Annotated in this window: 18 protein-coding genes; 6 read left to right on the forward strand and 12 right to left on the reverse strand. The window is 41.6% G+C overall.

The window, feature by feature from the left end; genetic code table 11:
- The first annotated feature begins 95 nt into the window (after positions 1–95).
- Both ABD873_RS06885 and ABD873_RS06890 read left to right on the forward strand, forming a co-directional pair.
- Positions 96–1283, forward strand: a complete 1188-nt coding sequence (locus ABD873_RS06885) for a formimidoylglutamase (RefSeq protein ID WP_345066434.1) — start codon at positions 96–98, stop codon at positions 1281–1283.
- Positions 1284–1325: 42 nt separating this feature from the next.
- Positions 1326–2648, forward strand: coding sequence for a DNA recombination protein RmuC (locus tag ABD873_RS06890; RefSeq protein ID WP_345066437.1), 1323 nt, complete (start codon positions 1326–1328; stop codon positions 2646–2648).
- An 80-nt stretch (positions 2649–2728) separates the two neighbouring features.
- Here the strand turns inward: ABD873_RS06890 and ABD873_RS06895 are convergent, their stop codons facing one another.
- From ABD873_RS06895 to ggt, 4 genes are all read right to left on the reverse strand, one after another.
- Complete coding sequence (locus ABD873_RS06895; protein ID WP_345066439.1) at positions 2729–3892, reverse strand: hypothetical protein; 1164 nt, start codon at positions 3890–3892, stop codon at positions 2729–2731.
- 110 nt (positions 3893–4002) lie between these two features.
- Positions 4003–4347, reverse strand: a complete 345-nt coding sequence (locus ABD873_RS06900; RefSeq protein WP_345066442.1) for a hypothetical protein — start codon at positions 4345–4347, stop codon at positions 4003–4005.
- Between the two features lie 37 nt (positions 4348–4384).
- On the reverse strand, positions 4385–4576 hold the full coding sequence (locus ABD873_RS06905; protein WP_345066445.1) for a hypothetical protein: 192 nt from the start codon (positions 4574–4576) through the stop codon (positions 4385–4387).
- Between the two features lie 125 nt (positions 4577–4701).
- Complete coding sequence (ggt, locus tag ABD873_RS06910; protein WP_345066448.1) at positions 4702–6396, reverse strand: gamma-glutamyltransferase; 1695 nt, start codon at positions 6394–6396, stop codon at positions 4702–4704.
- Between the two features lie 159 nt (positions 6397–6555).
- On the opposite strand from ggt, the gene ABD873_RS06915 reads away from it, so the two are divergent.
- On the forward strand, positions 6556–7467 hold the full coding sequence (locus ABD873_RS06915; protein WP_345066451.1) for a S1 family peptidase: 912 nt from the start codon (positions 6556–6558) through the stop codon (positions 7465–7467).
- Positions 7468–7493: 26 nt separating this feature from the next.
- Here ABD873_RS06915 and ABD873_RS06920 read toward each other — a convergent pair whose 3' ends face one another.
- The 3 genes from ABD873_RS06920 to ABD873_RS06930 all read right to left on the reverse strand — a co-directional run bounded on the left by ABD873_RS06920 (position 7494) and on the right by ABD873_RS06930 (position 10807).
- Positions 7494–7820 carry a nucleotide pyrophosphohydrolase gene (locus ABD873_RS06920; protein WP_345066454.1) on the reverse strand — a complete coding sequence of 109 codons (327 nt, stop codon included), beginning with the start codon at positions 7818–7820 and terminating at the stop codon, positions 7494–7496.
- Between the two features lie 3 nt (positions 7821–7823).
- Positions 7824–8282 carry a D-aminoacyl-tRNA deacylase gene (dtd, locus tag ABD873_RS06925; protein ID WP_345066457.1) on the reverse strand — a complete coding sequence of 153 codons (459 nt, stop codon included), beginning with the start codon at positions 8280–8282 and terminating at the stop codon, positions 7824–7826.
- A 74-nt stretch (positions 8283–8356) separates the two neighbouring features.
- On the reverse strand, positions 8357–10807 hold the full coding sequence (locus ABD873_RS06930; protein ID WP_345066460.1) for a TonB-dependent receptor: 2451 nt from the start codon (positions 10805–10807) through the stop codon (positions 8357–8359).
- A 304-nt stretch (positions 10808–11111) separates the two neighbouring features.
- Between ABD873_RS06930 and ABD873_RS06935 the strand changes: the two genes are divergently transcribed.
- Genes ABD873_RS06935 through ABD873_RS06945 form a run of 3 tightly spaced genes read left to right on the forward strand, consistent with a single transcriptional unit; the run spans position 11112 to position 14096 of the window.
- Positions 11112–12278 carry an amidohydrolase family protein gene (locus ABD873_RS06935; protein WP_345066463.1) on the forward strand — a complete coding sequence of 389 codons (1167 nt, stop codon included), beginning with the start codon at positions 11112–11114 and terminating at the stop codon, positions 12276–12278.
- A gap of 18 nt (positions 12279–12296) precedes the next feature.
- Positions 12297–12578: an acylphosphatase gene (locus ABD873_RS06940; RefSeq protein ID WP_345066466.1), complete on the forward strand. Its 282-nt coding sequence runs from the start codon at positions 12297–12299 to the stop codon at positions 12576–12578.
- A gap of 12 nt (positions 12579–12590) precedes the next feature.
- Entirely contained in the window at positions 12591–14096 is a 1506-nt protein-coding gene (locus ABD873_RS06945) for an oligosaccharide flippase family protein (protein WP_345066469.1), read from the forward strand.
- A 26-nt stretch (positions 14097–14122) separates the two neighbouring features.
- Here the strand turns inward: ABD873_RS06945 and dusB are convergent, their stop codons facing one another.
- The 5 genes from dusB to trmD form a co-directional block, all read right to left on the reverse strand.
- Positions 14123–15118: a tRNA dihydrouridine synthase DusB gene (gene dusB, locus ABD873_RS06950; RefSeq protein WP_039054033.1), complete on the reverse strand. Its 996-nt coding sequence runs from the start codon at positions 15116–15118 to the stop codon at positions 14123–14125.
- Positions 15119–15181: 63 nt separating this feature from the next.
- Entirely contained in the window at positions 15182–15967 is a 786-nt protein-coding gene (trpC, locus tag ABD873_RS06955) for an indole-3-glycerol phosphate synthase TrpC (protein WP_345066474.1), read from the reverse strand.
- Positions 15968–15978: 11 nt separating this feature from the next.
- A complete protein-coding gene (locus tag ABD873_RS06960) occupies positions 15979–16548 on the reverse strand; it encodes an anthranilate synthase component II (RefSeq protein ID WP_345066477.1) in 570 nt (189 codons plus the stop codon).
- Positions 16549–16572: 24 nt separating this feature from the next.
- The gene (locus ABD873_RS06965; RefSeq protein ID WP_345066481.1) at positions 16573–17976 is read right to left on the reverse strand and encodes an anthranilate synthase component I family protein; all 1404 of its coding nucleotides are present in this window, start codon (positions 17974–17976) and stop codon (positions 16573–16575) included.
- Between the two features lie 240 nt (positions 17977–18216).
- Complete coding sequence (gene trmD, locus ABD873_RS06970) at positions 18217–18894, reverse strand: tRNA (guanosine(37)-N1)-methyltransferase TrmD (RefSeq protein WP_345066484.1); 678 nt, start codon at positions 18892–18894, stop codon at positions 18217–18219.
- Positions 18895–18944 lie beyond the last annotated feature (50 nt).

Raw genomic sequence — 18944 nt, forward strand, 5'->3', positions numbered from 1 at the left:
GGTAAAGCTGATTAAAAGTTTTTCGAATTCATCTAATAAATGCATATTTGTATACTGTATACCAAAATTGAGTTCGGTTTTAATAATTTCCACATATGTCGTTAGCAGATTTTTTCACACCTATCAAGCTGTCGGATTTTACGGCCAAAGAAGAATATTTGAAGTCGCAGTTTGGCAGCGTCATTCAGAGGTATCAAGATGAGTTTCCGGATTTGGAAGATGAGGAGCTAAGGCCTAACTTGGCCATTATCGGTGTAGAGGAAGATCGTGCCTCTGTCAACAATAAGGGCACGGCGAAAGCCCCTAATGCAGTCCGAAAACATCTGTACGATCTTTATCAGGGAGATTATAAAATCAAAATAGCCGATTTTGGTAATATAAAGGCCGGGGAGACGGTCAATGACACCTATGCTGCGTTGAAAGTAGTGGTAGAAGAGTTAGTGAAAAAGGATATCGTGCCTATTATCATTGGGGGAGGACATGACCTTACGTATGCACAATATCGCGGCTATCAGGATTTGGAACAGAAAGTAGAGGTAGCTATTGTGGATGCCAAGTTTGATTTGGACCAAGAGAATACGGAGAATGTGCCTTTAAATTCTCAGACCTATCTGAACCATATTATCCTGCATCAGCCGGATTATCTATTCAACTTAAGCAATGTAGCCTATCAGACTTATCTGGTGAGTAAGGAGTCTATCAATATGTACGATAAGCTCTTTTTTAACGCTGTACGTGTAGGAATGATTGCTGGCAAGTTGGATCAGGCGGAGCCTGTGATTCGTGCCGCAGATATGGTCAGTTTTGATATAGGAGCCATACGTGCGTCAGAGGCGCCTGGCAATGCCAATGCTGTTCCAAATGGTCTTTTTGGTGATGAAGCCTGTCAGCTGGCCCGGTATGCGGGAATGTCGGACAAGTGTAGCTCGGTAGGTTTTTATGAGCTTAATCCCACCTTTGATCCTATGGAACAGACGGCTATGCTCGTCTCGCAGATGATATGGTGCTTTATTGACGGCTATTACAATCGTAAGGGCGATGCGCCGTTGATTCCTAAGTCGGCCTATATCATATATCGCACGCATCTGGAAAATGAAGATCACGAGTTGGTATTTGTCAAGAGCAAAAAGTCGGATCGTTGGTGGATGCAGGTGCCATATTTTGGGACCAAGTCTGTCAATGAGCGTTTTTACTTAGTGCCTTGTCGGTACGAAGATTATCAGCTTGCTGTTTCGGGAGAGATGCCAGACTTATGGTGGAAGACACATCAAAAATTACAATAATTGGGAATGGTCGTAAACGACCATTTTTTGTTTACAAAACTTATGGAATATATTTTCATCTTAATATCAGCAGTATTGTTTATCGTTGTGGTAGTGTTGCTGCTACAGAAGGCTAAAGCCGTGGCTCGTAAGGATTACGATATGGTTGTCCAATCAAAACAAGAGTTGGAGATAGCATATGCTAAGGCCCAGCAGTTTGCGGAACTACAACAAAAGGAGAAAGAGGAACTGAAAGCCTTACTTGAAAAGGAAAGAAATGAGCGGCAGGCACTAGAGCGTACTCTGGAAAGTACCAACGCTTATCTGCAGGCTCAGCAAGAGAAGTTTGAAGAGCAAAAACGGGAGATAGAACGTACTAAGGCGCAATTCAATACGGAGTTTCAGGTACTGGCCAATAAAATTCTGGAAGAGAAGACCAAGAAGTTTACGGATCTCAATCAGCAGTATTTAGGGGTAATCCTAGAACCGCTGAAAGAGAAAATAAAGTCTTTTGAGGAAAAAGTAGAGAAAAGCTATGCGCAGGAATCTGCTGAGCGTAATGTGCTGAAAGGGGTGGTGGAGCAATTGATGCAGCAGAGTATGCAGATTAAAAATGAGGCCAACAATCTTACAAGAGCGTTGAAGGGAGACACGAAGAAGCAGGGTAACTGGGGGGAAGTAATCTTAGAGCGGGTGTTGGAACGCTCCGGACTTACCAAAGATCAGGAGTACAGGCTGCAGGTAGCTTTGCATGATGAGTTTGGACGTCGCCAGCAACCCGATGCCATTATTGATTTGCCGGATGACAAGCAGCTGGTTGTGGACTCCAAAGTATCCTTGGTCGCCTATGACAACTATGTGAATGCAGAGACCGAGGAGGATAGACTTAGCTTTCTGAAGCAGCATGTGCAGTCCATAGAAAATCATGTCAAGGAGCTTTCAGCAAAAAATTATCATAGCCTTTACGGCATACATTCTCCAGATTTTGTATTGCTTTTCATGCCTATAGAGTCGGCATTAAGTGTTGCTGTGATGCATAAGCCGGAGCTTTTTTCTGATGCTTGGGATAGGAGGGTTGTCATTGTAAGCCCGTCAACATTGTTAGCGACATTGCGTACGATAGCTTCGATGTGGAAACAGGAAAGACAGAACAGGAATGTACTGGAAATAGCCAGAGAAGCGGGAGCCCTTTATGACAAGTTTGTTGGTTTTCTGAACGATATGCAGCAAATCCAGCAGCATCTTCAGAAGGCGTCTGAAAAGCATGAGGAAGCTATGAAAAAATTGACCAATGGGCCAGGGAATGTTGTCCGCCGAGTAGAGAACTTAAAAGCTTTGGGAGCTAAAGCAAACAAACAGATTGACGATAAGTTTTTGGATTCTTAAATCGGATAATTTTGTATATGAGTTCAAAGCATTCTTCTGAAGGATCATCTTAGTTCCTTCAGAAGAATGCTTTGAGTTTATTATTGTGTTCTGACACACCTAATTGTTCTTTTCTCATTTGTGTCAAAGTTTGTAACATATGATTCATCGGTAGGATTTAAATTTATGTATCCATATCCAAGACTCGTATTGTATCCCCAATATTGACCTTCTGGAGAGTTGGAAGAAAGATTATTAGTAGCATTATTTTGGCTATCAATATATCCAAAATATGGTAATATTAATTTATTTGAATTTCCGTATGCAATATGTGATATAGTAGGTGAATCGTATTGGGTGAACTTCAGGATATTACTACCCAGTGAGAGTTGCTGGTCTCTCAGAATGCCTTCAGCATTTATTAAGCTTTGTAGTTGTGCTCGGGTAGGTAGTCTCCAAAGTCCATTGGGATATACCTTGCTACAAGGATCTATAGTCTGGGGTTCCCAATATTCCGTAGCATGTGGATTGGTGTAATTATTATCGTATCTAAAAATAAATCTATCTACTTTATTTGTGTTCGATGGATTTGAATTATTGTAGATTAGGTTTGTTCGAGCCCATTTATTCTGCCCAACCACCAGCGGGGATTCTATTAATCTAGCAATTATATTATAAGTTATGGCTCTTTCTAAGGGCAAAGAATTAGTATTGTTTATAGGGATAATAATCTCATCAGTCGATGAGGGGGTGAATTTTCTTTCTTGTGCATTGTCGTCATGAATGACTACTAAATTTTTTACGCGTAAAGTCAATTGATTGGCGGGGATAGGGTTAAAAGATGCTGTGTATATATACGTATACTTGGAGGATTTACCTGCGATATCTCCTTCGGTATTTAAAGAAATATTATAGTTATTTTGAGCAGTAAGAGTACCGAATTGAGGTTGTTGGGATATAAGATTGAAATCTCCCATCTGTACGATATCTTCTTTGAATTCTTTAGCCATCGTTTGAGGATTTGTATAATATCTGCCGATACTTATCCTAGCAACGGTATTAGGGGAAAATTCTCCCATTAATCCTCTTATATTTAAGTTTATTTTAAATCTCGTCAGTACTTTCTTGAATTTTATATCGAGATAATTTATCTCATTGGGTTTAACATATATAGTTCCATAATCTACGGCTAAATCTTTTCCTAAGATGTCGTTTCTTTGGATTTTTCCTTCCTTTAAAGGTGGTAGGTCAGAGGTTGTTGACATGGTATAACAATACCATTTATATGATTTTCCTGACACTAATTTAATGCTAGGTTTCTGTTTAGGTGTAAGTTGTTCATCGAAATGAAGAGTAGAGAAATCCTCACTATAGATTAATAACCTATAAGTGTAATTTTCTCCAAGTGGGATGAAGCTGGGAGTGTATTGAGGGGCTTCAGCAAGTTTTGAAGATACTGAAGGGTGATTTGATGTAATGCTATACATAACATCGAAAATGGGGTAGAGGTAATTTTGTTTTCTGTATCTTCTGGGTTGTAAGTGTCCTTTGTTGTATTGGCAAGGAGGTCAAATGTTTTATTCTCGTCATTTTCAATACCTGTGAGACGTACCATTAGATTTTCATCATCAGCGACAAATTCTTTATCTGCTTTTTTACATCCAAATGTTAGAAGTAAGAAAAGAGATGTTGATAAAAAGATAATACAATACTTGTGCATGGAATGTTAATTATAATTCAAAATCTTTTGATTCTAATCACCCTAAGTCACTATCCCATTGTTCGATTTGAGGGACATATTCGTCCGTATTTGAGCCAGATCTTAATTCGGTAGAGCCAGCACATAAAGAATACTCAAGCATGATAGTTTCTAGTTTTATTACAGGTCGGGAATAATATGATAAGGGGAGGGACTTCAATGAAGAGTCTTCGAATAGGGTGTTATCCATTATTAATATTTAGTTAGCTTATAGTAAGTGTGATTCTGATTGCAAAGATAGCGTAATAATTTGTAAAAAAAACGCTAAATGATTAACTATCATTTAGCGTTTCGGATGCATCTTATATTTGAGCGTTAAAATCCCATGGCTGTGTCATCTCCACGGTGGTCTGCTCCGGCTTGATATTTTCCGTTAGGTAATACTACGATATTTTCTACTCTTCCGATAGGGCCTCTTTGACGAATGGTGTATCCGTTTTTTTCTAAGCTTTTGCGGATATCTTCGCGGATAGCTTTAGCCTCCACATCTATACGGTCCGGTTTCCATTGATGGTGGAAACGAGGAGCGCTAACCGATTGTTGTGCCGTCATTCCGAATTCTAAAACGTTCAAGATAGTCTGGAATACTGAAGTTATGATTGTCGAACCTCCAGGCGTTCCTACGACCATCTTAAGCTTGCCGTCCTTTTCGATGATGGTAGGGGTCATGGCCGACAGCATACGTTTTCCAGGTTCTATGGAGTTAGCTTTTCCTCCTAGAAGGCCGTACATGTTAGGGGTTCCAGGCTTTATGGAGAAGTCGTCCATCTCGTTGTTTAACAAGAATCCGGCGCCATGTACCCATACACAAGAACCGTACGAACCATTGATGGTAGTCGTCAAAGATACCGCATTGCCATATTTGTCTACAATGCTATAGTGTGTCGTTTGTTCTGATTCATAGCCAGGGAATACGGAAGCCTTCACTTCGTCGCTAGGGGTCGCTTTTGCCAATGATACGTTGGCCATGCGGCTGCGGTTGTATTCTGCTGAGGTCAGATGCTCCACCGGAACACGGTAGAAGTCCGGGTCGCCGAGGTGAGTAGCACGGTCTGCATATACGCGACGTTCGGCCTCTACCATAGCGCGTACTGTGCTATCTGCCTGAAATCCCCATTGTGCCAGAGGATATTTTTCTACCGACTGAAGTAATGCCAAGAGTGCTACGCCACCACTTGAGGGAGGGGGCATGGAGATGACCTTATACCCTTTGTATTCTCCTACAATAGGTTTTCTCCATACTGCTTGGTATTCTTCCAAGTCTTTATGTGTGATTAAACCGTTACCGCGCTTCATTTCGGCCACGATAAGGTCTGCTGTCTTTCCTTTGTAGAAGCCATCTCTTCCTTGGTCGGCGATACGTTTCAATGTTTCGGCCAGATCTTTTTGCACGAAGATGTCGCCTTCTTTCCAAGGTTCGTCTTTAATGATAGCAGCACCCTTAGGGTTATATTTGACAAAAGACTCTTTGTATTCGTTGAATTCACGGGCTTGCATCTTAGTGATAGGGAACCCTTTTTCTGCCAGTTCGATTGCAGGCTGAAGAAGGGTCTTCCATGGTAGGGAGCTGTATTTTTTGTACGCCTCATCCATACCTGCAACAGACCCCGGCACGCCGGCAGCAAGATGTCCATAAATACTTAAATTTTCGATAGGATTGCCTTCTTTGTCCAGATACATGTCTCTGTGTGCCGCCAAAGGAGCTTTTTCTCTAAAGTCTAGAGAGCTCACCTCTCCTTTGTTGCTTCTATATACCATGAATCCGCCACCACCGATGTTTCCGGCGTTAGGATAGACTACGGCAAGAGCAAATTTTACGGCAATGGCCGCATCAACTGCGTTACCTCCTTTTTTCAGGATTTCCAATCCCACTTTTGAGGCCAAAGGATGTGCTGTTACTACCACACCATTTTTATATTCGGTGTCCGGTGCACTTTTATGGGTAGTTTGTTTAGATTTACAACTACCTAAGACTAAAAATAGTACAAGTAAATATGAAAGTCTTCTCATAAGGTATTGTTGTGTATGCTTGCAAATATAACAGTAAATTCAAATAATAGAAGGTAAAGCGGAAAAACATTCTCACAAAGGGATTCTGGGCATGCCTAACAAAATTATTACATATTCTTTGATGCCTTCTTAGCATCTTTGCGGCAAATTAACTTAAATATGAAAAGAAAAATATTGTTTTTTACACTTTTATTTGCAGGCTTCTTAAGCTTCCATAGACTTTTTGCGCAGAACTATGAGAAGGAACTTCAAGAGAATTTCCGTCCAGCTTTTATGGATATGGGAGATGTGGAGACTAAAGTAACAAAGCTTCTAGCTTCGGAGCCTGCTACTAATCAGCAGGAAATCCAAAGCCAGCTTAGACAGCGGAAGGAGGCTCAGGTAAACATTAAACGTCAGCAGGTGGGTAAGAAGGAGCTTTCGAATGTGGAACTAGCACGAAGAGTGAGGCTATCGACAGTGGTTATCGGTAATGCATATGATTGTGGCAAATGCCATCGTACACACGTCGCACCCGCCGCAACAGGATATATTATTGATGAGGATGGTATCATAGTCACTAACTATCATGTAATAGATTCTGCGCGAAATAGAGTGAACGGAACCAAAAAGGAACTTTTTGTGATGACCGATGAGGGAGACATCTTCTTTATTAAGGAAGTACTTGCTTCTTCTTTGGATGATGACCTCGCTGTAGTACGTGTGGATACCAAAGGAAAAAAGCTTAAAGTATTACCTTTGGGGCATACGGCGCAACAGGGAGAAGACGTATATGTTATGGGGCATCCGCGACATAACTTATATTATTGGTCAAAAGGTATTGTAGCACGCAACGTGATGGGTAGATCGGTTATGAATCGCCATGCTGTAGTACCTTTGATGGAAATTACGGCAGACTATGGAGTTGGGGCCAGTGGAGGTTCGGTTGTGGATAAGTACGGGAATGTTGTGGGAACTGTAAGTTCTACCGTAAGCATATATGCAGATGAGGCTGCACAGCGAGGATTTCAGATGTCCATAAAAACCACCATTCCGGTGATACAACTGAAACGTCTTATCAAATTACAATAAGATAAAGCCCGACAACGTTCGGGCTTTTATTTTAGTTTATCGTTGTTCTTGTGTCTTTCAGCATCTCTTCTTGTCTTCTTTTCCAGATTTTTTTGGAGAGCTTCGGTGAGGTCTATGCCCGTCTGATTTGCAAGACATATTAACACAAATAGTACATCAGCCATTTCGTCGGCTAGATCCGCCTCTTTATCGGAGCTCTTAAACGACTGTTCTCCATATTTACGTGCCATAATGCGGGCTACTTCTCCCACTTCTTCCATGAGGATTGCCGTATTGGTGAGCTCGTTGAAATATCGTACACCGGTAGTAGTAATCCAGTGGTCGACGATTTGTTGCGCTTCTTTAATGGTCATCTCCTAAAAGTTGTCTTTATCTTTGGTGTTCATGATGATGGTCACGGGACCATCGTTTCTTAAATCTATTTTCATGTCGGCGCCGAAGATACCCATCTGTACTTCTTTTTTCAGCAGGGTGCCGAGTAGAGTGCTCATGTTTTCGTACATAGGCTTTGCTTTCTCCGGCTTTGCTGCCCGGATAAACGAGGGTCTATTTCCTTTTTTGGTTTGTGCGAAGAGGGTGAATTGTGATATCAGCAGGATGTTGCCTCCAATATCTTGGATGGATTTATTCATCAAACCATTTTCGTCGGAAAAAATACGGAGGTTGACGATCTTGTTGGCTAACCATTCCATGTCTTCTTGGGTGTCGGCATCTTCCACCCCCAGCAGGATAAGCAATCCATTCTCTATAGCGCCTGTGATTTGGTTGTCTACGGTACATGAGGCGTGTGTCACGCGTTGAATAACTGCTCGCATGCGGTAAAAGTAATAACTATTTGCGAGAGCAAAAAAGGCAATTACCATTATGTAATTGCCTTTTGGGATATTTGTCAGAATTTGATGTTTATGCCAAACAGAAAGTTTGTTGTCGCTTGTGGGTAATAGAAGTTATAATGTTCGATTGTGCCTTTAGATTCAAAAAGCTGTCTCCATGTATACCCTGACGTTTCGTATTTCTTGTTGAAGATGTTGTTAACACTCAACAAGAAGTCTACATTCTTTACACCAAATAGTGAAGTGCTGTATTTTGTCTGTAAATTGGAATATGAAAATGGACGGATAGAGCGTTCTTTTGCTTCGGTGTTGTCAAGGTAAATGCGCGACACATATTTTGTCAGCAGGCTGAAAGACAGGTTTTCCATAGGGCTGTAAGTGATGTTGTTGGAAAGTATTGTATTTGCGGCTTTAGCAATCTGTGTGTCACCATGTTCAATCTGCAGTTCGGTGATTTTATTCCAGTCATCATCCAGTACAGGCACATATTCGACAAAATCTTTGATTTTGTTGCGGCTTAATGTTGCTGCTGCAGACCAGTGGAATTTAGAGCTTATTTTCCATGCGGCATCCAGTTCTATGCCTATGCGGTAGCTTCTCGGAATATTCATGCGTATTTCACCGCCTGTGTCGTTAAGTGCTCCGGTAGGGATTAGCTGATCTTTGTACAACATAGCATAAAGATTTGACCCCAACGAAAAGTGAGGTAGTGACAGGCGGTATCCAGCTTCGATATCTTGCATTCTTTCGGGCTTAGGAAATTCGTCTCTTGGATTTTCTACGTAATCTTTGCGTACGGGTTCTTTGCTTGCATAGGCATACGAAAGATATACGTTAGCTTGCTGGGTTAGAAAGTAGGTGGCGCCGACCTTAGGATTGAAGAAATTCAGCTTGTCTTGGAAGTTCAAGTTTTTGATTTTGTCGTCATCGCCAAATACTTCGTAATGGATGTTTCTATACTGAAGATCCATGTTGAAAAGCCATTTTTCGACACGGTAATCGGTTTTTAGGAAGATGTTGAAGTCATTCTTTGTGGCGTCATTGAAGTAATATTTATCGCCAAAGGTTTCTTCAGGATAGATAAATACTTTTGTGACATCACCATAGTGATCACCCTTATACTGATTGAAAGCTCCTCCCAGCGTATAATTCCAAGAGTTGGAAGGTTTGTAATTTATGGAAAAAGTTGTTCCATAGAAATGGTTATCCAGCCACCTACGGCGTATCAAGTTGGATTTGGTGATGGTGTCTGTCCCGGAAATCAGGTTAGGAATGCCATATTTAGCAAGACGGTCTGCCTCACGGAACTCTTCGTAATATCCTTTTCCTCGTGTATAATGGAGAGCTACATTATATGTCCATGTATTATTGTATAACGTGTAATACAGGTGTGCATGAGTTTGTTTGTAGTTGTCGGTCTGGTTGTCGTACGTATAATAATTGTAACGACGGTCAGCATTCATTAGGCGATCAAATTCAGCTCCTCCATAGATTCCCAAGGCATTGTAGGCGTACTCTTCCAATGCTGCGCGGTCGTTTTCTAAGATGGGTTGTGGCACGCCATACCAAGCCTGGTAGGTTTTTTCTTTTCCTGTCAACACCATGGCTTTGAGGATATGCCTGTCAGTGTACATTCCGGCATCAAAGTAAAGGGATTTGAGGTCGGATGTAGCTCTTTCTACGTAGCCGTTTGAGGTGATGTTCGATAGTCTTGTATTGAAGGCAAATTTATCGTTGATAAGCCCAGACCCCAGTTTTAAGGTGTTCTTCCACGAGTTGTAGGAGCCAACACTGTTGTTGAATTCGGCGTAGGCTTTTTTCTGTACGGCATCGGTTTGAATGTTTAGCGAGGCACCGAAGGCTCCGGCACCATTGGTAGAAGTACCTATACCTCTTTGGATTTGAATACTTTCGATACTGGAAGCAAGGTCTGGAAGGTTGATAAAGAAGGACCCCATGCTTTCAGCATCATTCAAGGGTATACCGTTGATTGTTACGTTGATGCGTTGGTTGTCCGAACCGCGGATGGTCATGTTGGTATAGCCTATTCCTGCTCCAGCATCGGAGCCAATGATGACGCCGGGAGTCTGGTCTAGGAGATAGGGGATATCCTGACCGAGATTGTTCTTTTCGATATCGTCTTTAGAAAGGTTTTTGTATGTGGTGGCCGAATTCTGCTGGGCACGTGTGGCGTACACTCTTACTTCATCGGCCTGCAGGGTGATACGGTCGAGTTTGACAATAAATGAAGATTGATTTGCAGGCCATGAACCCACATACTCTGCAAATCCAAGATGTTTCACCCTTATGTATGAAGGAGAGGAAGGGTGGAAGATGTTTGTGTTGCCCCGTTCGTCGGTCTTGGCGGACACTTTGTCGACCATTACGGAAGCATTAGGTAAAGGATTGGACTTCTCATCCAATACAGTGATGGTGAGTTTAGTTTGGGCAACGGCAAGAGTAGCCATTAGGCATATTGCCCACAATGCAACGAAGTGCTTAATCATAAGTAAAACAGTTTTTAAAAGTTAAACCTAATTACTACAAGGGGCTATAGTAATTCCTTAATTTAACTTCCCTTTCCCTACGCTGGCATTACCCAGATCAGGTGCGTTTAATTTATAGCTATAAATTAAACAGGGTATGATCTCAGCCCGTCTTTGTGTCACAAGGACAAGGCACCCCTATTTGATATTACAAATATAAACTTTTTAACAGTAATGCAAAAATGTCATATAAATCTTATTAAAAAATTGTATCTTTCTCAAAAAATTGGGATATCTCATTAAAATCACACAACGCAATTATTAGATGATACAATACTTTTCAGCTGATTACGTTATTCCGGTAACGTCAGATCCTATTAAAAACGGTATCGTAGCAATAGAGGACGGGAATATTGTAGGATTATATAGAGAGAATGATCCTGCAGTTAAAGCTGACGTAGAACATTTTTCAGGTGTTTTAATACCTGGATTTGTTAATACCCATTGTCATTTGGAACTGTCACATTTGGAGAATGTTATCCCTTCGAAGACAGGGTTAATAGAGTTTATTGGCAATGTGGTAACCAAAAGGGGGCAGGATGTAGAGCGTATTAAGGAAGCTATGGTGGAGGCGGATCGCCGCATGTACGAAAGCGGTATTCAGGCGGTGGGTGATCACGTGAACACTTCCATTTCTGCAGAGGTGAAAAGTAAAAGTAAAATTATCTATCACACCTTTGTGGAAATTATTTGCATGAAAGATGATGAGGTGTTGAATAAGATTGACGAAGCCCGCGATATTGAATTTTATTTTGATCCTAACCATTCTTCCATTACGCCGCATGCACCTTACTCCTGTTCCAAATCCCTTTTTAAAACCTACAAAAAATCTATCAGCGACGACAATATCATTTCTATTCACAACCAGGAAAGTGAAGAAGAAAATAAATTGTTTCGCTACAAGTCGGGAGAGTTTCTCAAATTCTATGAAAAAATGGGTATAGATGTGGACTGTTTTAAGGCCCAGGCCCGTAACTCCATACAGTCATACCTTAACTTCTTACCGGCGTCCAATCACACTATACTAGTACACAACACGTACACTTCCATCAAAGATTTGGACTTCATCAATCGTATGGCACGTAAGGTGACGCTGTGCCTTTGTCCTAAAGCCAATCTTTACATTGAGGATACGCTTCCAAAAGTTCAGCTTTTCTTGAATCAAAAATTTGATATCGCTTTGGGTACGGACAGCCTAGCGTCGAACGATACGTTGAGTATTTTAGAAGAGCTTAAGACCCTGCATAAGGCAAATAAGGAGCTGACCTTCTTGGAGACAATCAAGTGGGCAACAATCAATGGGGCTAAAGCTTTGGGGCTAGACAACGAGATAGGCTCTTTGGAAGTCGGCAAAAAACCGGGATTGGTACTGTTGAAAAATATGCCAAATCTCAAGATCAATGACAGTGTTGAAGTACAAAGAATTATTTAATTGCTTACTTTTGCTTTGATGAAACATTTGAACATCAAAGTAAGAGGAAAGGTCCAAGGCGTTTATTTCAGAATTTCAACGAAAGCCGTTGCTGATCAGCTCGGTATAAAGGGATTTGTCCTCAATTGTGAGGACAAATCTGTTTATATCGAAGCAGAAGGGGATGATTTTGCTTTAGAGTCTTTGTTGGACTTTTGTCACGAAGGACCGGAAAAGGCGGAAGTTGAGTCGGTAGAAGTAGAAGAAACTTCTGAGCTGAAAGGTTTTACGAACTTTGAAGTCATCAAACGCATTAAATAATTCTTTATTATAGTGTCTGGAATAAGGAAATTTGTAGGAGATACTGTCATTTATGGTCTCACTACCGTTATCTCGCGGGTGTTAAACTTTCTTTTAACCCCTCTTTTTGTCAAAAAGTTTGAGCCTACCGTTTACGGTATCTTTACCAATCTATATGCTTATGCGGCCCTCATCAATGCAGTGCTGGCTTTCGGCATGGAAACCACTTATTTCAGATTTTTGCAGCGTGTAAAGCCTGAAGAAAAGGAAAAGGTTTTCAACAACAGTTTTATTGTAACCATTTTTGCTAGTGCCGTTTTTGTGCTGAGTATGTTTGTCTTTGCACATCCTATAGCCACCTATTTAGGAGGTAGTCACAGTGATGTGCAGCAATACGAGGACTACGTCAAGCTCTTTGCAGTCATTCTTAGTGCCGACGCACTGGCTGTGGTTCCCTTTGCTAAGCTACGTGCTCAGCAGCGGCCGATACGCTATGGAGTAGTCAAGATTGTTAACATTCTAGTTTTGATATTTTGTAATCTCCTGCTGTTGTATTGGCTTCCCGTTATGGAAGAAAGGTTTCCTTCATTACAGGGGTTGACGCAGGGCTGGTATCAGCCAGATTGGTTGGGAAATGTGTTCATCTCTAACTTGATAGCCAGCATGGTGACACTTGTTCTTCTCGCTCCACAGATCGCTACTTTTAAGTTTGCCATTGACAAAACTTTGATAAGACAGATGATAGGCTACAGCTTTCCTATCTTGGTGGCCAACATTTCGTTTATTATCAACGAACACCTTGATAAGATGATGTTTCCGCGTTTGGTGCCAACTGCAGAGGGGGCGCGGGATTTAGGAATATATGGTGCGGTAGCCAAGATCGCCGTATTTTTGAACTTGTTTATTACGGCATTTCGCTTGGGAGCCGAACCTTTCTTTTTCTCTTATGCCAAAAATGAGAACTCGGGGAAAGTGTATGCAAAGATTATGGATTACTTTATTGTAGCCATGGTATTAGTCATGGTGGGGCTATGTGCCAACATAGAATGGCTCAAATATTTTATCAAAGGAGGAGAGTTTCAGAAAGATATTTATTGGTCGGGCTTGTATATCGTTCCTATATTACTTTTAAATAATGTGCTGCTAGGCATATATATGAACCTTTCTATATGGTATAAGCTTTCTGATCAGACCAAGTACGGTCTTTATATCTCGTCGGTTGGAGCGATGATTACCATTGTGCTGAACATTCTTTTCATACCGAAGTTCTCCTATTTGGGGGCGGCATTATCTACTACTGTGACCTATTGCGTGATGGTAGCGATGTCTTACTTCTTGGGACAGAAGCATTATCCTATTCCGTATGATGTGCAAAAGAATGTGAGCTATATTGCCGTGGCTGTAGGCGTGTCAGCTATAATGTTTTATGTGTTTGATAAAAATTTATGGCTGTGCAATCTTTTATTTGTATTAATGTTGGGCGGTGTTGCTTATTCGGAGAGGAAATTTATACTATCGTTGATGGCTAGACGTAAATAGCAGGATAAAGGCAATGACCGTCTTTGTTAGACAGCCATTGCTGAGAAGTTATAATTAATTTCTTCTAAAGTTTCGAGGATTTCGTCCAAGGATGACAAAGCAACAAGCTTGACGCGGTATTCCTTAAAGTTAGGAATTCCTTTGAAGTAGTTGGCGTAATGTCTACGCATCTCGAAGATGCCTGTCTTCTCGCCTTTCCATTCTATAGATTTGAGCAGGTGGGTCTTACATACGTCCACCCTTTCGGCTATAGTAGGTCCCGGAAGTTTTTCTCCGGTTTTGAAATAGTGTTTTATCTCTCTGAAGATCCAAGGATAGCCTATGGCAGCACGTCCAATCATGATGCCGTCTACTTCGAACTCTTGACGCCAGGCGGCCGCGCGCTCAACGGAGTCCACATCTCCGTTGCCGAAGATAGGGATTTTAATGCGAGGGTTGCGTTTTACCTCACGTATCAAAGTCCAGTCTGCTTCACCTTTGTAGAGTTGTGCCCGGGTACGGCCGTGGATGGAAAGGGCTTTAATACCCACATCTTGGAGTCTTTCGGCCACTTCATATATGTTTTTACTGTTGTCGTCCCAGCCTAAACGGGTTTTGACGGTAACAGGCAGATGGGTAGCTTCTACTACCGCCTTGGTCATGGCTACCATTTTATCTATATCCTGTAGTAGGGAAGAGCCGGCACCTTTACAGACTACCTTCTTTACGGGACAGCCATAGTTGATATCTATCAGGTCAGGATTTACTTGTGTACAGATTTCTGCGGACCGGCGCATATTGTCTATATCACCTCCGAAAATCTGAATCCCTATAGGTCTTTCGTATTCGAAGATGTCCAGCTTTTGCAGGGACTTGGCAGCATCACGAATCAATCCCTCTGAGGAGATAAATTCGGTATACATGAGATCCGCTCCATTCTGTTTGCATACATAACGAAAAGGAGGATCACTAACATCTTCCATCGGTGCTAAAAGTAATGGAAATTCCCCTAAATCCAGTTTGTCGCCTATCTTCACTGCCATAACGGTACAAAAGTACGTAAATCTTGCCGTATAATTGGTAATAAAGCGGTTAATGCCTTCAAATTACGACAGTTGACGGACAAAATCTTGGATAGCATATGCTGGATCTTCCGTTTTCATAAAGTTTTCTCCGATAAGAAATCCTTGAAAACCTTTATCTTTCAACTCTTTGATCGTGTGTGGATTAGAGATACCACTTTCCGATACTTTAATATATGTATTCGGAATACGATCGACCAATTTGTAGGAGTGGTCCAAGGATACGATAAAGTCTTTTAGGTTTCTGTTGTTGACGCCTATAGCGTCAATTTCCGGAAAAATGTTGTCATTTAGCTCTTGTTCGTTGTGCACTTCAAGTAGAACGTTTAATCCTAACGTTTTGGCGTAGGCAGCAAAGTCTTGGACCTGTTGTGGGGAGAGGCATGCGGCTATGAGTAAGATGATGTCTGCTCCATAAGCTTTGGCTTCCGTAATCTGGTATTTGTCGACAATAAATTCTTTGCGTAATAGAGGTATTTCTAACACTTTACGTGCTTCGCTCAAATCTTGCAATGACCCTTGGAAGAAGTCGTGGTCAGTGAGTACGGATACTGCCGAAGCTCCTGCGGCTTGGTAGCCTGCTACCACCTCTTGTACCTTCACCTTGCCGTTGATCAATCCTTTGGAAGGTGATGCTCTTTTGTATTCGGCAATGATGCCCGTACGCTGAGGATGTAAGACAGACTCACGCAATGAATAGCAGTGACGACCAAATAAAGGCATTTGTTGTAATTCAGCCTCTGTCACGCGAGCTTTTGCAGCAGATACTTCTTCTTTTTTACGTTCAACTATTTTATCAAGGATGGTCATGTGTTTTTTTTTTACTTTAACCAGTTAGCAATCAATATTTTGCCGTTGTCTGTAAGTACGGACTCCGGATGGAACTGTAGGCCTCGCACGTCGTATTGAGTGTGTGATAAAGCCATGATGACGCCGTTTTCGTCTTCAGCTGTAACTTTGAGACAGCTAGGAAGGCTTTTCTTTTCTACCGCCCAAGAGTGATAGCGTCCTATTTTGGAAGTTTCCGGAAAATTTTGGAAGAGTTTTTCTTCCTTGTCGACGATGGAAATTCCCGTTGCTACGCCATGTAAAGGTTTGGGAAGGTTGAAGAGCTTGCCCCCGAATACTTCGGCAATAGCCTGTTGTCCCAGACAAATTCCCAAGATGCTCTTTGTCGGTGCGTAGTTGCGTATTACGTCCATCAGAAGACCTGCCTCTTCCGGTATACCGGGACCTGGCGACAGGAGGATTTTATCGAACTGCTCCACATATTCCAGTTCAAACTTGTCATTACGAACCACGACATACTCTTCATGGAGCTCCTGAAGCAGGTGTACAAGGTTATAGGTGAAAGAATCGTAGTTGTCAATTACTAATATTTTGGTTTTCATGAATATATTTTCTTATTTCTTCAATTATAGGGTTTGAGCCAATTCTAAGGCACGGCGTAAGGCTGCAATTTTGTTGTTTACCTCTTGCAGTTCTTTTTCCGGATCGGAGTCCAGCACTATTCCTGCTCCAGCCTGATAGTGTAAAATATTCTTTTTGCTTAAGAACGAACGTATCATGATGGCGTGGTTGAAATCCCCTTGGAATCCCATGAATCCTATAGCTCCGGAGTAGAAGGAACGCTGCAACCCTTCATAACGATCGATTAACGTAATAGCCATGTGTTTTGGGGCTCCGGAAAGGGTGCCGGCAGGGAATGTGTCGCCCACAATATCGAATGGGTTCGCGTTGTCGTTCAGCTTACCTGTTACTTTGGAAACAAGATGAATGATATGGGAGTAATATTGTGCTTCCTTGTAGGACTTGACCTGCACGTGGTGGCAGTGACGGCTCAGGTCGTTGCGTGCCAAATCAACCAGCATGACGTGTTCGGAAGATTCTTTTGGGTCGTTTTTCAGTGACTCGGCAATCTTTTCGTCTTCGTCAAGATTTCCTGTGCGTTTGAAGGTTCCGGCAATAGGATAGATGGTTGCTTCCCCTTTTTTAATGGTAATCTGCGCTTCTGGAGAGGAGCCAAACAAGCGGAAATCTCCATAGTCAAAATAGAAAAGGTAAGGGGAAGGGTTGATAGAGCGTAAAGCACGGTAAACATTGAATTCATCTCCAGCAAAAGGAGTTGAAAAGGCACGTGAAGGTACGATTTGGAACACGTCTCCTCTTTGGATGTGGGTTTTCATCTTTCTCACCAGCTCACGGAATTCTTCATCCGTCATATTCGAAGACTCTTGACCCTTGATTTCAAAACTGTATTCCGGAAAATTTTTGTTCTGGATGAGATATTGGATACGCTCCAGATCGGACAATTCTTGGTCTAACAAATTCTCGAAGATATAGAGCTGGTTTCGGAAGTGGTCAATAGCAATGACATATTTGTAAATATGATACTGCATAAAAGGAATATGTCTTGCTGGATTTGGAGAGGCTGTCAAGGTGATGTCTTCAAAATGCTGTATGGTGTCAAAGGTGAAGTAACCGAACAGCCCGTTTGAAATGACATTGATGTCGGCAATAGTTTCGGTAGAAAATTGCTTACGGAATGTAGAAACTTCTTCCCGAAGGTTTATTTCCGATGCCTTTTTCACTATTTTCTGTTCTCCCGGATAGCGGATAGTTAACTCCTCGTCCGTAAGTTGTATGCCGGCGATAGGCTGGCAGCATATATAACTGATGTTGTTGTCGCGGCTATGATATTCCGAACTCTCTAAAAGAAGGCTGTTCGGAAAAGTATCTCTTAACCTAAGATAGATACTAACAGGTGTTGTCGTGTCTGCAAGGATCTTTTTATAATTTGTTTTGAAGGTATATTTCATAATTATTCTTATTTCACAAGTTTAACAAAAAAAAGCCCGATGAATTTACATCGGGCTCTGATGGTTTTGGTTGATTTTAGAATATTTTTATTAACGAATACCAATATTGAACGCTACCCGATGCAAGATTGCTCAGGCCACCACCAATATTTGTATGTTAACGTCGTTTGCATATGTGTTACAAATATTATAATAAAATTGAAAATGTCAAATAAAAAAACACAAAAAAATAAAAAATTATTAATCTTTTAATAAGTCCGGTCTTCTTTCTTTGGTTCGCAGCAGCTGTTGTTCGTCTCTCCAAGCGTTAATTTTTGCTTCATCGCCACTTAAAAGCACATCCGGAACACGATGGCCGCGCCATTCAGCAGGTCTTGTGTAAATAGGGGCATCCAAAAGTCCATCTTGGAAGGAATCCGACAAGGCAGAGGTTTCGTCAGACAGTACGCCTGGGATCAGACGCACCACAGCATCCACCAATACTGCGGCAGGCAGTTCTCCACCGGACAACACGTAGTCGCCTATAGATATTTCCTTGGTGACATATATGTCACGGATACGTTGGTCTATGCCTTTATAGTGTCCGCAAAGAATAATGAAATTCTCTTTGGTGGATAGGTCATTAGCTATTTGTTGGTTTAGCGTGACGCCGTCCGGAGTCATGAAGATAATATCATCGTAAGTACGTTCACTCTGTAATTTCTCTATGCAAAGGGCAAAGGGTTCAATCTGCATTACCATGCCCGAACCTCCCCCGTACGGATAATCGTCTACCGACTTATGTTTGTTATTGGCATAATCCCGCAGGTTATGCACATGAATTTCTGCTAGTCCCTTTTTTTGGGCTCTCTGAAGGATGGAATGAGCGAAAGGACTTTCCAGCAGTGAAGGCAAAACAGTAATGATATCAAATCTCATGTTGCAAAGATAGAAACATTGTTGTTATAATTTTTTTCTTATTTATTGGA

The sequence above is a fragment of the Sphingobacterium thermophilum genome (assembly GCF_039541675.1).
GTDB lineage: Bacteria > Bacteroidota > Bacteroidia > Sphingobacteriales > Sphingobacteriaceae > Sphingobacterium > Sphingobacterium thermophilum.

What these genes read in the sequence shown, in the direction of transcription:
- ABD873_RS06895 (WP_345066439.1), bottom strand. Translation starts at nt 3,892, where the DNA reads ATGTCAACAACCTCTGACCTACCACCTTTAAAGGAAGGAAAAATCCAA.
- ABD873_RS06915 (WP_345066451.1), top strand. Translation starts at nt 6,556, where the DNA reads ATGAAAAGAAAAATATTGTTTTTTACACTTTTATTTGCAGGCTTCTTA.
- ABD873_RS06930 (WP_345066460.1), bottom strand. Translation starts at nt 10,807, where the DNA reads ATGATTAAGCACTTCGTTGCATTGTGGGCAATATGCCTAATGGCTACT.
- dusB (WP_039054033.1), bottom strand. Translation starts at nt 15,118, where the DNA reads ATGGCAGTGAAGATAGGCGACAAACTGGATTTAGGGGAATTTCCATTA.
- ABD873_RS06960 (WP_345066477.1), bottom strand. Translation starts at nt 16,548, where the DNA reads ATGAAAACCAAAATATTAGTAATTGACAACTACGATTCTTTCACCTAT.
- ABD873_RS06905 (WP_345066445.1), bottom strand. Translation starts at nt 4,576, where the DNA reads ATGGATAACACCCTATTCGAAGACTCTTCATTGAAGTCCCTCCCCTTA.
- ABD873_RS06890 (WP_345066437.1), top strand. Translation starts at nt 1,326, where the DNA reads ATGGAATATATTTTCATCTTAATATCAGCAGTATTGTTTATCGTTGTG.
- ggt (WP_345066448.1), bottom strand. Translation starts at nt 6,396, where the DNA reads ATGAGAAGACTTTCATATTTACTTGTACTATTTTTAGTCTTAGGTAGT.
- dtd (WP_345066457.1), bottom strand. Translation starts at nt 8,282, where the DNA reads ATGCGAGCAGTTATTCAACGCGTGACACACGCCTCATGTACCGTAGAC.
- ABD873_RS06965 (WP_345066481.1), bottom strand. Translation starts at nt 17,976, where the DNA reads ATGAAATATACCTTCAAAACAAATTATAAAAAGATCCTTGCAGACACG.
- ABD873_RS06940 (WP_345066466.1), top strand. Translation starts at nt 12,297, where the DNA reads ATGAAACATTTGAACATCAAAGTAAGAGGAAAGGTCCAAGGCGTTTAT.
- ABD873_RS06920 (WP_345066454.1), bottom strand. Translation starts at nt 7,820, where the DNA reads ATGACCATTAAAGAAGCGCAACAAATCGTCGACCACTGGATTACTACT.
- trpC (WP_345066474.1), bottom strand. Translation starts at nt 15,967, where the DNA reads ATGACCATCCTTGATAAAATAGTTGAACGTAAAAAAGAAGAAGTATCT.
- ABD873_RS06885 (WP_345066434.1), top strand. Translation starts at nt 96, where the DNA reads ATGTCGTTAGCAGATTTTTTCACACCTATCAAGCTGTCGGATTTTACG.
- ABD873_RS06900 (WP_345066442.1), bottom strand. Translation starts at nt 4,347, where the DNA reads ATGCACAAGTATTGTATTATCTTTTTATCAACATCTCTTTTCTTACTT.
- ABD873_RS06935 (WP_345066463.1), top strand. Translation starts at nt 11,112, where the DNA reads ATGATACAATACTTTTCAGCTGATTACGTTATTCCGGTAACGTCAGAT.
- trmD (WP_345066484.1), bottom strand. Translation starts at nt 18,894, where the DNA reads ATGAGATTTGATATCATTACTGTTTTGCCTTCACTGCTGGAAAGTCCT.